The sequence below is a fragment of the Microbacterium sp. genome (assembly GCF_035687345.1).
GTDB lineage: Bacteria > Actinomycetota > Actinomycetes > Actinomycetales > Microbacteriaceae > Microbacterium.
Genome location: NZ_DASRXZ010000081.1, coordinates 1 through 14,841, shown reverse-complemented (window position 1 = coordinate 14,841; position 14,841 = coordinate 1). Strand labels below are relative to the sequence as shown.

Below are 14,841 nucleotides of genomic sequence, written 5' to 3'. Positions count from 1 at the left end.
AGCATCCGGTCGGCCAGCGTCGACTTGCCGTGGTCGATGTGGGCGATGATGCAGAAGTTGCGGATCAGCTCAGGAGGGGTCGCGGACGGCTCGAGAGGCTTCAGGGCGCGCGGTGACATGTCCCGTCGATTCTACGTGGGCAGGTCCTGACCGATGGCCGAGGGCCGTGACGGATGCCGCGGGCCGATGCGCAGGCGGGATTCTGGCACAGTCCCACGGATGCCGCGACCGCTGCCGCGCACCGCATAACCTGATTCGCATGGTCGTGCAGGTCGTGCTGGTGCACGGCATCCGCACGTCCGCGACCATGTGGCGCGCGCAGCTCGAGTACCTCACCGAGCGCGGCAATCCTGTGACCGCGGTGGACCTCCCCGGGCACGGCTCGCGCATGTCGGAGCTGTTCACGATCGATTCCGCCTTCGAGACGATCGACAAGGCGGTGCGCGACGCCGCCGAGCGCGGCCCCGTGCTGCTCGTCGGGCACTCGATGGGCGGGCTTCTCTCGATCGAATACGCCGGTGCGGAGGATCCGCCTCCGGTCGCGGGGTTCATCGCGGCGTCGTGCACGGCGATCCCCCGCGGTGTGGGCCTCACGACGTACCGCCTGCTCGCACGGGGGTTCGACCGGCTGCCCGGACGCGGTCAGCGCATCGCCGACCTCGTGCTCGATCGCACCCTGCCGCCCGAGACGCGGATGGACTTCGGCGCCGGCGGTTACGCGTACGACGCGCAGGACGTCGCTCTGCGCAGTCTGTCGGTGCTCGACCTGCTCGCAGCGCTGCACCGCATCGAGGTGCCGCTGTGGTTCGTCAACGGCCAGTACGACCAGCTGCGGGTGAACGAGCGACTCTTCACGCGCGTCGCGCAGCATGCCGAGCTGATCGTGATCCCCCGCACGAGCCACCTCGTGACGGCGATGAGACCCCGCGTGTTCAACGCGATCCTCAACCTGGCCCTCACCACGCTCGAGCACCGGCAGTCATAGGAGCGGCGCGAGACCTGGTAGACTCACTGTTTGGCTTGCGTGTGGGTTCATCCCTCACGACCGCCGTGCGGCATCCCTCTCCTGCCACCCGGCACTCCATCGAAATCCTCTGAACGAAAGAACGTCGACACGTGGCGAACATCAAGTCGCAGATCAAGCGCAACAAGACCAACGAGAAGGCGCGTGAGCGCAACAAGGCCGTGAAGAGCGAGCTGAAGACCCTCGTGCGTCACACCCGCGAGGCCGTCGCGGCGGGCGACAAGGCCGCCGCCGAGAAGTCGCTCAAGGTGGCGACCCGCAAGCTCGACAAGGCCGTCAGCAAGGGCGTCATCCACAAGAACCAGGCCGCCAACCGCAAGTCGGCGATCGCCAAGCAGGTTGCGTCGCTCTGATCTGAGCAGCTTCGAGAAGGCCCGTCCCCGAGGGGGCGGGCCTTTTCCGTGCGTGCGCTCGCGGGTGTTCGCGGGCCCACTCCGCGCGTGCGCGCTCAGGAGCCGTAGGGTGCTCGCGTCGCGATCACGGTCACGAGGCGTTCGAGCGCGAACACCGGATCGCGCGAAGCGCCCTTGGCATCGGCATCCGCCTGGGCCGCCGCCATGATCGCCATCCCGAGCGACGCCTCGTTCCAACCGGAGAGGTCACGCCGCGCCCGCTCGACCTGCCAGTCCTTGAGTCCGAGGCGGGCCGCGAGGGCCTGGGCCGGTTCTCGGCTGCCGGCGACGCGCGCCATCGTGCGCAGCTTGGACGCGATCGCTGCGACAAGAGGCACGGGATCGGCTCCTGACGCGAGCGCGTGCCGCAGAGCGATGAGCGCGTCGCCGTAGCGACCCGCGATCGCGGTGTCGGCGACGGTGAACGCGGACGTCTCGACGCGGCCGCCGTAGTACCGCTCGACGACCTGCTCGTTCACATCGCCCGGCACGTCGCTGATGAGCTGCTGGCACGCGGCCGCGAGCTCGGTGAGATCGTCGGCGAACGCCGACACGAGCGCCCGGAGAGCGGCAGGCGCGATGCGCTTGCGGGCGGCCGCGAACTCCTCGGCGGCGAAGTCGAAGCGGTCGGAGTCGCGCTTGATCGCGGGGCAGGCGACCTCGACACCCGCGCCCTCGCCCGCACGGATAGCGTCGAGGAGCTTCTTGCCGCGCACGGTCGCGCCCGTGTGGCGCAAGATGACCGTCGCTCCCTCTTGGGGCGCCGCGAGGTACGCGAGCGCCTCGGTGAGGAATGCGTCGGAGCACTTCTCGACCCCCGACACGCGCACGAGGCGCGGCTCGCCGAACAGGGAGGGCGACGTCACCGCGAGCAGCGTTCCCGGAGCGTAGTCGTCGGCTCGCAGGTCGGACACCTCGAGGCTCGGATCCTCGGCGCGAAGGTAGTCGCGCACGCCCGCGATCGCGCGCTCGGCGCACACCTCTTCGGGACCCGACACGAGCACGATCGGGGCAGGCTGAGGATCGCGCCACGAGAGCTGCGGGATCGCTGAGCGCGTCGCTCCTCCACGGCCGCCGCCACGCCCGCGCGACGACGAGGACCGGCCCGCCGGGGTGCTTCGAGCCGCTGCCATGCCGACCAGCCTACCGACCGGGTCGGACGCGTCCGGCGGCCCGCGCCGCCCGGCTCGGCGGACGCGGCGAGACTGATGACCGAATCAGCTTCGGCTGACGATCAGGTATCTCTCGTCGTTGATCGGGCCGCCCCAGTACGACGGGTGATCGAGCGCACGGAACTCCACGTCCTGCCGCTGGTCGCGGACGATTCGGAGGCACTCCTGGGCGGTCAGCCCGGCTCCGGTGTGCCAGCGTCCTTCGACGAGGATCAGCACTCCCGTCGGCGTGAGGAGCTCGATCCACTTCTCCAGGGCCACCGCAGGATCGGGCATCGCCCACAGCACATGGCGCGAGAGGACGACGTCGAACGTTCTCGGACGGAGCGGAGGGTCGGCCGCATCCGCCACGATGAAGTCGGGCTGTGGGTGCGCTCGCCCGACTTTCGCACGGGCGCGGCGAATCATCTCGGGCGAGAAGTCGACGCCCGTCACGAGGTGCCCGCCCTCCTCGGCGAGCAGAAGGGACAGCGTGCCGGTGCCACACCCGAGGTCCGCCACCCGGAGCCCTCGACGATCCAGGAGGGGAAGCAGCAAGTCCGCCCACGCGCGGCGGACCTCCGGGACGCGCAGTCCATGGTCAGCCGCGTCGTCGAAGGTCTCCGCTTCGGCGTCCCACAGCGATCTCGAGTCTTGAGGCATCCGCCCATACTCGCACCAACCGCGGACGCGCAGGCGGGCTGCGGGCACCGCCCACGCCGGCATCCTGCGCCGGCGCGCGTTCACGCCACAGCATGACGCGCCCGCCCTCCTCCCACACGGCGACGAGCCCGTCTCGATCCGTGCGCCCCACTTTCGTGCCCAGCCCCTCGAGCACGGCGAGCGTCTCGGCTCGTGGGTGTCCGAAGGGGTTGTCGGCGCCGACCATCACGACGCCCACCGCGGGCCTCGCCAGCTCGTAGATTCCGGGTTCCTGGTCGGCACTGCCATGGTGGGCGACCTTGACCAGCGCGTAGGGCGGGGCGAGTGACCCGCATGCAAGGAGCGCTCGCTGCGGCGACGCGGAGAGGTCTCCGAGCAGCAATGACGCCGGGATCCCTCCCCCGCGCACATCGAGCACGACGCTCGCGTCGTTGCCCGAGGGGAACGCCCGACTGTCGGCGCGCGGCCACAGCACGCGCCAGTGTGCTCCGCCGAGGGAGCCCGCCATTCCGGCCGTGGCTGCGACGATGCGGGATCCCGCCGCGTCGAGCCGGTCGAGAAGGTCTTCGTCGGACGCGGAAGACGGAGGCCCGTGGAGCGTCATGTCGACGCGGTCGATCACCGCATCCGCTCCCGCGGCGTGATCGAGGTCGAAGTGCGTGAGCACGAGAAGGTCGATGCGATCGACACCGGCCCTCGCCAGGCACGCGCTGAGCGCCGTGGGGTCCGGCCCCGCGTCGACGAGCGCAACGGCTCCCAACGAGCGCAACAGCAGCGCATCGCCTTGACCGACGTCGCACGCGATGACACTCCAGGTCGACGGGATCGTCCAGCGACCGGCGACACCGGCGAGGGCGGCTGCGCCCGCGGCGACTCCGACGGTCACCGCCACGAACGCGCCGGCGACCATGCGCGTGCGGCGTGCGCGACCCGACAGCCCGATGAGCAGTCCGACCGCGGCGCCCAGCGCGGCGAGCGTCGCGAACCCGGGCAGCCCCTCGAGCCACGGCAGTTGCCCGCCGGGCAGCGCTGCGAACGTCATCGCCGTGCCCGCTATCCACGCGCCCGGCAGCCACGCGATCGCCGCGAGCCCGTACGCGAGGAGCGGCACGGGCGCCGCGAGGCACGCGAGCAGCCCGACGATCGTCGCCGGGCCTGCGGCCGGCGCCGCGAGGAGATTGGCGATCACGCCGTACAGCGGCACGGACGGCGCGATGAGCGCGAGCAGCGGGCCGCACGCGAGCTGCGCTGCGAGCGGCACCGAGAGCGCGAGTGCCAGCGCGCGGGGCATCCACCGGCTGAGGCCTTTCGCGAGCGGACGCGCGAAGAGCAGCAGAGATCCCGTCGCCGCGGCCGAGAGGGCGAACCCGAGCGAAGTCGAAAGCCAGGGGTCGGCGACGACGAGCACCGCGACGGCGAGACACAGCAGCGAGAACCCGTGCCCGCTCCGACCGAGCGCGACCCCGAGCATCGCGAGGGCCGCCATCACTCCGGCGCGGACGACGCTGGGTTCGGGCGTGACCAGCACGACGAAGCCGCCGAGCGCTGCGAGGGCGACGGCGACACGGATGCCGCGCGACGCGCCGCACAGAGCGGCGATCCAGAACGCGATCCCGACCACGAGCGCGCAGTTTGCGCCCGACACCGCCGTCAGGTGCGAGAGCGACGAGGACTTCATCGCGGTGTCGAGCTCGGCAGAGACCAGCGACGTATCGCCTACGGCAAGCCCGGGGACGAGCTCGGACCCCGGCGCAGGAAGGTCCCGCGCCGCAGACACCAGCCCACGCCGCAGCGCTCCTCCGGCGCCTACGACCCCTGACGCGCCTTCGACGACCTCGACCTCGCGTGCCGTCAACACCAACACGGCACGGTCCCCCGGCGATCCGTCGCGGACGGTGCCGGGTGCGACGATGTGCGCCCCGACATCGAGCGGCGCGGCGCCCGAGACATCCGCGGGGTCGACGCGGATCGTCACGTCGGTCGACGCCTCCCGTGTCTCCGGCCCCGCCGACACGCGCGATGCCACCGCGTCGAACGTCACCCGCCCGTCGGCACGACGCTCGACCTTCCCCGTCACCACCGCCTCGGCCGACACCGCGCGGCCGCCGTCGAGACCGAGCGAGGCCGCGTCACTTCGCGCGGGCAGTGCGAACGCCACGTGCGACGCGGCCGCAGCAGCGGCCACGAGCGCGAGTACCGCGACGACGGCCCAGCGCGCGGCATCCGTGCTGCGTCGCCGTCGACGCGCCGTCCGCACCAACAAGACGAGCAGCGCGAACGCCGCGACCCACGATCCGAGCGCGACCCAGCCCGCCGTCACGGGCACCGTCGTGCTCAGACCGGCGACCGCCCACGCTCCCGCCGCCACCGGAGCGAGCCGCACGTTCCTCCAGCCGGTCGACACGATCACACCGCCACGAGGTCGCGAAGCGCCTCGAGCATCTTGTCGCCGATACCCGGTACCGCCAGCAGGTCTTCGACGCTCGTGAAGCGTCCGTTCGCGTCGCGCCAATCGAGGATGCGCTGCGCCATCGCCGGACCGATGCGCGGCAGCGATTCGAGCTCGGACGCCGACGCGGTGTTGAGGTTGATCCGCCCATCGCCCGATGCCCCGGTTCCCCCGGAGGGCACCTCCTCCCCCACACGCGGAACGACGAGTTGCTCGCCGTCGCTGAGCGGCCGCGCGAGATTCACCGCCTCCTCGTCCGCACCCTCGGCAAACCCGCCCGCCGCCGCGATGACGTCGACGACTCGCGCGCCGGCATCGAGTCGGTACAGTCCGGGCGCGACCACGGCTCCCGCGACGTGCACATAGACGGATGCGGCGGGCGCGGCATCCGTCGTCTCACCGTCCAACGGGTCGACGGTCACCGCCTCGACCGGCGAGGCCGCACCGCGCACGATGCCGATGCCCACCGTGATCGCGAGCGCTGCGATCACGAGCACGATCGCGGCACCGACGCCGAGCCGACGACGGTTCGGAAGCGTCGGTGGGTCGTGCTCTGGAACGGACACGCCATGAAGCTAGAAGCCGTCGCGCGCGCGAGGGAACGCCGTCGTGCGAACCGTGCACGACTTCGCCGCGGGAACGGCTTGGGGAGGACTCGCCGACTCACCAGAACTCGGGAAACGCGCACGAAACGGACAGGTCACCGCGACGACCCGCGGCTGTGTCATGGTGGTCTGCGACGAGAAGGAGCGTCGATGACAACGGGTCGGGATCTGCTGGTGCTGCATGTTCGGGATGAGCGTCCGCACGCGCCCGACTACCAGCGGCTGCTCGACGAGCTCAACATCGCCGCGATGCGTGCGCTCACCGACGCGGGGTGGGTGCCCACTCTCCTCGCGGTCGCCCGGCGGGACCCCCGCGAGGTGCTCGACCGCGCCCGTGACGCCGACGCCGTCGTGATCATGGGCGGCGAAGATGTCGACCCCCGTCTGTACGGCGGCGCGCTCACCTACCCCGACAGCGGGCAGCACGAGCCCGAAGCCGACCGCACGATGATCGCGGTCATCCGACAATCGCTCGACCGCCGCACACCGCTGCTCGGCATCTGCCGCGGGCATCAGCTCATCAACGTCGCCCTCGGCGGCACCCTCATCGAGCACATGACCGGCCACCGGGATACGGGGCCGAGTCACTTCGTGCGAACCCGCGTCGACGTCGCTGCCGACGAGCCCGACCCCGTGGCGTTCGCCGTCGGTGACGACGCACGGTGCTCGCACCACCAGGCTGTGCGGGCGCTCGGCGACGGCCTTCGTGTCGTCGCGCGCGCCGATGACGGCACGATCGAGGCGATCGCACACCGCGACGCGCCGATGTTCGGAGTGCAGTGGCACCCCGAACATCCCGAGGTGGCGGGCGGCCAGCTCGGGAGGCTGCTCGACCACTGCGTCGACCGGGCGACGGCGACCGTCTGACCCGAGGTCTGCGTCAGTGCGTGCTGAAGCTCACGACCCTGGGCGGACGCACGACGGCGCGTGTGATCTCACGACCCGCGAGCGAGCGCTGGACCTTCTCGTTCTCGCGTGCGAGCGCTTCGAGTTCGTCGGCGCCGATGCGTGCCGACACGTCGATCGTCGCGCGCACCTTGCCGTCGATCTGCACGACCGCCTTGACGGTCTCCTCGACGAGGAGCGTCGGGTCGGGGTGGCGCCACGGCACGAGGCCCACGAACGGCTCGTGACCCAGCAGCTCCCACATCTCCTCGGCGGTGTGCGGCGCGAACAGGTCGAGGATCATCGCGGTGACCTCAGCGGCTTCGCGCACGGCCGGGTCGGCGGGACCCGCGCCGGTGTCGATCGTCTTGCGGATCGCGTTGACCAGCTCCATGAGACGAGCCACGACGACGTTGAACTTCGTCTGCTCGATCAGGCCCGGGGCATCCGCGAGCAGTCGATGCGTCACGCGACGCAGGGCCTGGTCGCCCTCGGCCCACACGACGTCGGGATCGCTCGTGACGTCGGCGGCCACGCGCAGCGCGCGAGCGAGGAACTTCTGCGCACCCGTGGTCGAGACGTCCGCCCAGTCGATGTCGTCTTCGACCGGGCCCGCGAACGCGATGGCTGTGCGCACCGCGTCGGCGCCGGGGTCGATCATGCTCGACGCGAACTCGACGAGGTTGCCCTTGCTCTTGGACATCTTCGAGCCGCCGAGCAGCACCATGCCCTGGTTGATGAGGTTCGAGAAGGGCTCGGTGAAGTCGATGTAGCCCATGTCGTACAGCGCCTTCGTGATGAACCGCGCGTACAGCAGGTGCAGGATCGCGTGCTCGACGCCGCCGATGTAGTAGTCGACGGGAGCCCACTTGGCGGCCTCGGCCGACGAGAACGCCTCGTTCGGGTCGTTCGGCGACAGGAACCGCAGGAAGTACCACGAGCTGTCGACGAACGTGTCCATGGTGTCGGGGTCGCGCAGCGCCGGCTCGCCCGTCTCGGGGTCGACCGTGTTCATCCACTCGGTCGCGGCACCCAGCGGCGAGGTGCCCTTGGGCGCGAGGTCGAGACCCTTCGCGTCGGGCAGCGTGAGGGGCAGCTGGTCGTCGGGGACCGGCACGATGCGGCCGTCCTTCGTGTGGATCATGGGGATCGGCGTGCCCCAGAAACGCTGACGCGAGATCAGCCAGTCGCGCAGGCGGTACGACTTCGCGGCGCGGCCGACGCCCTTCGCCTCGAGCTCCTCGATCACGCGCGCGATCGCGTTGCGCTTGCTCAGCCCGTCGAGCGAGCCCGAGTTGATCATGCGGCCCTCGCCCGTCAGAGCGATGCCGGTCTTCTCGGGGTGGATGTCGGCCAGCGACGCCTCTTCGACGGCCGACTCGAGCGGCACGCCGTTCTCGTCGGTCGGGATCACGGGGATCGCACCCGTGACCGGCGCTGTCGTGTCGACGACGACCTTGATCGGCAGGCCGAAGGCGCGCGCGAAGTCGAGGTCGCGCTGGTCGTGCGCGGGCACGGCCATGACCGCGCCGTGGCCGTAGTCGGCAAGCACATAGTCGGCGGCCCAGATCGGCAGCCGCTCCCCGTTGATCGGGTTGATCGCGTAGCGCTCCAGGAACACGCCGGTCTTGGGCCGGTCGGTGTTCTGGCGCTCGATCTCGCTCTCGCGCCCGACGGTGTCGAGGTAGTCCTGGAAGCGCATGCGAACTTCGGCGGATGCCCCGGCGGCCAGCTCGGCGGCGAGGTCGCTGTCGGGGGCGACGACGAAGAACGTCGCGCCGTGCAGCGTGTCGGGGCGCGTCGAGAAGACGGTGACCTTCTCATCGCGGCCCTCGATCTCGAAGTCGATGTCGGCGCCGACCGAGCGGCCGATCCAGTTGCGCTGCATCCGGATGACCTTCTGCGGCCAGGAGCCCTCGAGCTGGTTCAGGTCGTCGAGCAGACGGTCGGCGTACTCCGTGATCTTGAAGTACCACTGCGTCAGCTTCTTCTTGATGACCTCGGCGCCGCAGCGCTCGCAGCGGCCGTCGACGACCTGCTCGTTCGCGAGCACCGTCTGGTCGTTCGGGCACCAGTTGACCGGGCTGTCCTTGCGATAAGCCAGGCCGCGCTCGTACAGGCGCTGGAACAGCCACTGGTTCCAGCGGTAGTACTCGGGGTCGCTCGTGTGCAGGATGCGCGACCAGTCGTACGACGAGCCGTACTCGCGGAAGCTCTTCTTGTGCTGCGCGATGTTCGCGTAGGTCCACTCGCGCGGGTCGGCGCCGCGCTGGATCGCGGCGTTCTCTGCCGGGAGGCCGAACGAGTCCCACCCGATCGGGTTCAGCACGTTGTAGCCGCGGTGACGCCAGAAGCGCGCGACGATGTCGACGTAGGCGTAGCTCTCGGCGTGGCCCATGTGCAGGTCGCCCGACGGGTACGGGAACATTCCGAGCACGTACTTGCGCGGGCGGGTGTCGTCGTCGCCGCCGGCGCGGAACGGGTCGGCCGCCTCCCAGCGAGCCTGCCACTTCTGCTGGATCGCGTACGGGTCGAACGCACCGCCACCGGCATGCGCGGCGGTGTCGGGAGGAAGGGTCTGAGACACGGGTGATGCCAATCCTGGTATGTCTGGGCGCGCGCGAAGTCGCGGAATATCCAGGTTACCGGAGAGACCGGCACCGCTTCCCAGGTGCGAGCCGCACCGGACTCACCACCCGGGCGGGAGCGTGGCTCCGATCGCGGCGAGCGGCGCCCGCGCCTTGATGCCGACCTCGGCGACCTCGGCGGGCGGATCCGAACGCCACGTGATGCCGCCGCCCGCCCCGACGTACGCACCGTTCGCGTGAGCGACGATCGACCGGATCACCATGGCGAGGTCGAGCGCCCCGTCGCCGCCGACCCATCCGAAGCATCCGGAGAACACGCCGCGCGGACCGCGCTCGAGCTCGTGCAGGATCGTCATGGCCGACAGCTTCGGGGCACCGGTCATGCTGCCCGCCGGGAACGCCGCGTCGAGCAGCCCGCCGAGCGTCGTACCGGGGAGCAGGCGCCCCGACACGGTGCTCACGAGCTGGTGCACCGCCGGATACGACTCGACCTCGAGCAGGCCGTCGACACCTACGGACCCCGGCTCGCACACGCGCGACAGATCGTTGCGCATGAGATCGACGATCATGACGTTCTCGGCGCGCTCCTTCTCGTTCGCGCGCAGCTCCGCCGCGAGCGCGGCGTCCTCGTCGGGCGTCGCCCCGCGCGGCCGTGTGCCCTTGATGGGCTTCGTCCGCACGGTTCCGCCGCCCACCTCGAGGAACTGCTCCGGACTCGCGCTCGCAAGCGCCACTCCACCGACCCGGATGAACCCGCCGTGGTGCGAGGGCGTCGCCGTGCGCAGCCGGCGGTAGGCGGCGACCGCGTCCACCGGCCGATCGAGCGTGAACCGCGTCGTGAGGCACAGCTGGTAGGCATCGCCCTCGCGGATGTGGTCGCGGCACCGCTCGACGAGCCCCGCGTACTCGTCGGGGCGATGGCGTGCGGATGCCTCGACCGCCGTCGGCGGCGGGGGGACCGGATGCGGCGGCACAGCGCCGCGGGCGAGCGATGCGAGGGCCGCGGCATCCGCCTCTTCTCCCACCGCCCATACGCGCCGGGTCGCGTGGTCGAACGCCAGGAACGATTCCGCGCGCAGCCACGCGGCCTGCGGCACGGCCGCGTCGGGCTCCGCGGCGGGTGCACCGGCGCGAGCCGCCGCGTCCTCGTACGACAGCCAGCCGACCCAACCGCCGCGGAACGGCACTCCGACGATCTCGTCGGTCGTCGGCCCGCCGAGCGCGACTTCGCGGACGGAGTCCGGATGCTCCTCCCGCCGCCCCGTGCCGAGGAAGCTCCAGCCCGCGGTCGCCGTGGGGCCCGCGTCGAGCCAGAAGACGTCGTCGGCGCCGTCGGCGAGTGCGCAGAACACCGCCTCGGGATCGACCCAGGCGTCGAGCGGGACGGCTGGGTACTCCTTCGACACGCGTTCTAGGTTACGGCGACGGGAGGGACCGCCGACGGCCGCGCCGGCGACGCGGACCTCGCGGGGATCTCTCCGCGAACTCACATAAGCGCGTCCGCGATCCCCCGTAGTCTCGTCCCGTGAACGAGTTTCTGACGTGGCTGCTCGACATCGTGCAGAGCGTCGATCCCGTCTTGCGGACCTTCCTCGCCGGCCTCGCGATCATGCTCGAGACCAGCGTGCTGATCGGCCTCTTCGTTCCCGGCGACACCGTCGTCATCGTCGCCGCGACGGCCGTGGGCTCCCCCCTCGAGGCCGCCCTCCTCATCATCACGGTCGTGATCGGCGCGCTCATCGGCGAGAGCATCGGCTTCTGGCTCGGACGCGTGCTGGGGCCCGCGATCCGGCATTCGCGCCTCGGGAGACGCATCGGCGAGCCCAACTGGGAGCGCTCCGAGCGTTATCTGCAGCGCCGCGGCGGACCGGCGATCTTCCTCTCGCGGTTCCTGCCGGTTCTCCACTCGCTCGTTCCGCTCACCGTGGGCATGAGCGGCTACCGCTACGGCCGTTTCCTCGCGTGGACGGCGCCCGCGTGCGTGGTGTGGGCGGTGCTGTACGTGTCGGTCGCTGCATCGGCGGCCGGTACGTATCGCAGCCTCGCCGACAAGCTGCACTTCGCGGGCTACATCTTCGTCGGCGTCATCGTCCTCTTCCTCGCGCTCGTCCTCATCGCGAAGAAGGTCATCGAGCGGATCGAGCGTCGTCACCTCGACGGCGATGAGACGGCGGATGCGGCATCCGAAGACGCCGACGACGACGCTCTCGCCGACCTCGAGGACGACCGCGACGCCGTCCTGCGTGCAGAAGGCTTCGAGGAGGACGTGAAAGACTGAGGGGATGCCCGAGATCGCCACCCCTGCCCCCGAGACGAAGGTCTTGTGGCTCGCGCGACTCGAGTATCGCTTCCACGCGTGGCGTGAGCGCCGTGCCCGCAAGCGCGGGCACCTGCCCACCGTGATGCCGTTCCCCGGCTACGGCGGGCCCGATTGGGTGCGCGTCGTCGGGCGCGTGATGATCGTCCCCCCGGTCAAGCGAACCGAGTCCGGCGAGTACGCGAGCGTGCGCGGCTGGCGCAGCTTCGTCGCGGTTCCGATCGGCTTCGCACAGGTCACCGTCACGATCGGCGACGTGTCGCACGAGGTGGTCGCCGACCGCGGCGGCGTCATCGACACCGTGCTGCCCGCGACGCTCGAGCCGGGCTGGCAGACCGTCAGGATGTCGGTCGAGGGCCAGGAGCCGGTCGAGTCCCGCGTCTTCATCGTCGGCCCCGACGTGCGGTTCGGCGTCGTGTCCGATGTGGACGACACCGTCATGGTGACAGCGCTCCCCCGCCCGCTCGTCGCGGCCTGGAACTCGTTCGTCGTCGACGAGCACGCGCGCCAGCCCGTCGCAGGCATGGCGGTGCTGCTCGAACGCATCGTGCGCGAGAATCCGGGTGCACCGGTCGTGTACCTGTCCACCGGTGCGTGGAACATCGCGCCGACGCTCACGAGGTTCCTCACGCGTCACCTCTTCCCCCCCGGCGCGATCCTGCTGACCGACTGGGGGCCGACGCACGATCGGTGGTTCCGCAGCGGCAAGGCCCACAAGGCGTCGAACCTGCGGCGCCTCGCATCCGAGTTCCCGCACGTGAGGTGGCTGCTCATCGGCGACGACGGTCAGCACGACGACGAGCTCTACACGACGTTCACGAGCGAGCACCCGGGCCATGTGGTCGCCGTCGCGATCCGCCGCCTCTCCCCCGCCGAGGCCGTGCTCGCGGGTGGTCGCACGGTGGTCGACGACCACTCGGCCGCCGACGTCCCGTGGGTGACGGGTGCCGACGGTGCCGAGCTGCTGGAGCGCCTCGAGGGAGTCGGCGTCGTCGAGCGCTGACCGCGGAGATCCCGACGTCGGATGCCCCGCGTAGGCTGGCCGCATGTGCGGACGTTTCGTCGTGGCCGAAGTCGGATCCGAGCTCGTCGGCGTGCTGCGGGTCGACGTCGAGAGCGACGACCTGCCCGAGCCGTCGTACAACATCGCGCCCACGAGCCGCGTCGCGATCGTGCTCGACTCCGCGAAGACCGACCCGCCGACCCGGCGCCTCGAACCCGCGCGGTGGGGGCTCGTCCCCGCGTGGGCGAAGGACCTCTCGATCGGCGCACGCGCGTTCAACGCCCGGTCCGAGGAGCTCGAAGACAAGCCGATGTTCCGCCGAGCGCTCGAGAAGCGGCGCGCGATCGTGCCGGCATCCGGCTATTACGAGTGGAAGAAGGTGGGCGACCGGAAGATCCCCCACTACATCCACCCGGCCGACGGATCGCCGCTGTTCTTCGCGGGACTCTACGAGTGGTGGAAAGACCCGGCCAAGCCCGACGACGACCCCGACAAGTGGGTGCTGAGCTTCACGATCCTCACGCGCGACTCGATCGGCAGCCTCGGATCCATCCACGACCGCATGCCGCTGTTCCTCGACGTCGACCACGCTGACGCGTGGCTCGACACCGCTACCGACAACGTGCGCGACGTCCTCGACGCCGCGATCGACGCCGCCCCGGCGGTCGCCGACACGCTCGACAACTACGTCGTGAGCAAGGCCGTGGGGAATGTGCGCAACAACTATCCCGAGCTGCTCGAGCCCGCCGAAGAGTGAGCGCGCTGAGCGCCGGCGCGGAACCCCCGCCTACCCTGGAGTGGTGACCTCCCTGACCCTCGCAGAGCAGCGCTCGCGCCTCGACGCCGACGCGTGGCGCGCGATGGAGGCTGCGCACATCGAGCGCGCGGATGCGCTCACGGCCGGCCACCGCGCACGCGCCGCCCGCGGCGAGAGGCACCCCGTCGAGGACTTCCTCTTCACGTACTACTCGTACAAGCCGGGGCTGTTGAGGCGCTGGCACCCCGGCGCGGGCGTCGAATTGGCGGATGCCGCCGCCACCCCCCGTGCGACGTGGCGGTGGTACGCCGAGGGCTCCGAGCCCGGTTCGCTCGTCGTCGACGCGAAGGGGTTCCTCCCCGAGAAGCACGACCTCGTGGGTGCGGTCGAGCGCATCCTGCGGCTCACGGCCGGTCGGGCGGGGCGCTTCGGATGCTTCGGACTCCACGAGTGGGCCATGGTGTACCGGCAGCGCGAGCATCGGCATCCGATTCCGCTGCGGCTGGGTCAAGCCGAGACGGATGCCGTCGTCGACGCCGCCGACCTGCGCTGCACGCACTTCGACGCGTTCCGGTTCTTCACTCCCGAGGCGGTTCCGCGCAACAGCGAGACCCCCACGCGTGCGCGTCAGGCCGAGTTGGAGCAGCCCGGGTGCCTGCACGCGGGAATGGACCTGTACAAGTGGGCGGTCAAGCTCGGGCCGATCGTGCCCGGCGAGGTGCTGCTCGACGCGTTCGAGCTCGCGCGCGACATCCGCGTGCTCGACATGGAGGCCTCGCCCTACGACCTGCGGGAGTGGGGCTACGAGCCTGTCGCGATCGAGACGCACGAGGGCAAAGCCGAGTACGTGCGGAGACAGCGTGCGTTCGCCGAGCGCGGCCAGGCGCTGCGCGCGCGACTGCTCGAGGCCCTCGACCACGCGAAGTCGATCTCCCCCGCCCATGAGCGAGCCGCCGTCCCGGCCCGCTGAGCGAGCCGCCGTCCCGGCCCGCTGAGCGAGCCGCCGT

The 14,841-nt window shown here is 70.8% G+C and carries 14 protein-coding genes; 7 read left to right on the top strand and 7 right to left on the bottom strand.

Going from position 1 to position 14,841, the window contains the following annotated elements; genetic code table 11:
* Positions 1 to 119, bottom strand: a 119-nt coding sequence (locus VFF97_RS09285; protein ID WP_325033215.1) for a GTP-binding protein, incomplete at its 3' end; no start/stop codon positions are given.
* 140 nt (positions 120 to 259) lie between these two features.
* Between VFF97_RS09285 and VFF97_RS09280 the strand changes: the two genes are divergently transcribed.
* On the top strand, positions 260 to 985 hold the full coding sequence (locus VFF97_RS09280) for an alpha/beta hydrolase (protein ID WP_325033213.1): 726 nt from the start codon (positions 260 to 262) through the stop codon (positions 983 to 985).
* 131 nt (positions 986 to 1,116) lie between these two features.
* Positions 1,117 to 1,377, top strand: a complete 261-nt coding sequence (gene rpsT, locus VFF97_RS09275) for a 30S ribosomal protein S20 (protein WP_325033212.1) — start codon at positions 1,117 to 1,119, stop codon at positions 1,375 to 1,377.
* 95 nt (positions 1,378 to 1,472) lie between these two features.
* Here rpsT and holA read toward each other — a convergent pair whose 3' ends face one another.
* From holA to VFF97_RS09255, 4 genes are all read right to left on the bottom strand, one after another.
* On the bottom strand, positions 1,473 to 2,549 hold the full coding sequence (gene holA / locus VFF97_RS09270; RefSeq protein WP_325033211.1) for a DNA polymerase III subunit delta: 1,077 nt from the start codon (positions 2,547 to 2,549) through the stop codon (positions 1,473 to 1,475).
* A gap of 84 nt (positions 2,550 to 2,633) precedes the next feature.
* Positions 2,634 to 3,230, bottom strand: a complete 597-nt coding sequence (locus VFF97_RS09265) for a class I SAM-dependent methyltransferase (protein WP_325033210.1) — start codon at positions 3,228 to 3,230, stop codon at positions 2,634 to 2,636.
* Positions 3,169 to 5,640: a ComEC/Rec2 family competence protein gene (locus VFF97_RS09260; RefSeq protein WP_325033209.1), complete on the bottom strand. Its 2,472-nt coding sequence runs from the start codon at positions 5,638 to 5,640 to the stop codon at positions 3,169 to 3,171. Before VFF97_RS09260 ends, VFF97_RS09265 begins: the two co-directional genes overlap by 62 nt.
* Positions 5,637 to 6,245 carry a ComEA family DNA-binding protein gene (locus VFF97_RS09255; RefSeq protein ID WP_325033208.1) on the bottom strand — a complete coding sequence of 203 codons (609 nt, stop codon included), beginning with the start codon at positions 6,243 to 6,245 and terminating at the stop codon, positions 5,637 to 5,639. Before VFF97_RS09255 ends, VFF97_RS09260 begins: the two co-directional genes overlap by 4 nt.
* 189 nt (positions 6,246 to 6,434) lie before the next feature.
* Between VFF97_RS09255 and VFF97_RS09250 the strand changes: the two genes are divergently transcribed.
* The gene (locus VFF97_RS09250) at positions 6,435 to 7,151 is read left to right on the top strand and encodes a gamma-glutamyl-gamma-aminobutyrate hydrolase family protein (RefSeq protein WP_325033207.1); all 717 of its coding nucleotides are present in this window, start codon (positions 6,435 to 6,437) and stop codon (positions 7,149 to 7,151) included.
* Between the two features lie 13 nt (positions 7,152 to 7,164).
* Here the strand turns inward: VFF97_RS09250 and leuS are convergent, their stop codons facing one another.
* Positions 7,165 to 9,756, bottom strand: coding sequence for a leucine--tRNA ligase (leuS, locus tag VFF97_RS09245; protein WP_325033206.1), 2,592 nt, complete (start codon positions 9,754 to 9,756; stop codon positions 7,165 to 7,167).
* 102 nt (positions 9,757 to 9,858) lie between these two features.
* Positions 9,859 to 11,163 carry an aminodeoxychorismate synthase component I gene (gene pabB, locus VFF97_RS09240; RefSeq protein ID WP_325033205.1) on the bottom strand — a complete coding sequence of 435 codons (1,305 nt, stop codon included), beginning with the start codon at positions 11,161 to 11,163 and terminating at the stop codon, positions 9,859 to 9,861.
* 119 nt (positions 11,164 to 11,282) lie between these two features.
* Between pabB and VFF97_RS09235 the strand changes: the two genes are divergently transcribed.
* From VFF97_RS09235 to VFF97_RS09220, 4 genes are all read left to right on the top strand, one after another.
* Positions 11,283 to 12,035, top strand: a complete 753-nt coding sequence (locus tag VFF97_RS09235) for a DedA family protein (RefSeq protein WP_325033204.1) — start codon at positions 11,283 to 11,285, stop codon at positions 12,033 to 12,035.
* 4 nt (positions 12,036 to 12,039) lie between these two features.
* Complete coding sequence (locus VFF97_RS09230) at positions 12,040 to 13,077, top strand: App1 family protein (RefSeq protein WP_325033203.1); 1,038 nt, start codon at positions 12,040 to 12,042, stop codon at positions 13,075 to 13,077.
* A 43-nt stretch (positions 13,078 to 13,120) separates the two neighbouring features.
* On the top strand, positions 13,121 to 13,834 hold the full coding sequence (locus VFF97_RS09225; RefSeq protein WP_325033202.1) for an SOS response-associated peptidase: 714 nt from the start codon (positions 13,121 to 13,123) through the stop codon (positions 13,832 to 13,834).
* 103 nt (positions 13,835 to 13,937) lie between these two features.
* Positions 13,938 to 14,804: a 3-methyladenine DNA glycosylase gene (locus tag VFF97_RS09220; RefSeq protein ID WP_325033214.1), complete on the top strand. Its 867-nt coding sequence runs from the start codon at positions 13,938 to 13,940 to the stop codon at positions 14,802 to 14,804.
* Positions 14,805 to 14,841: the final 37 nt, after the last annotated feature.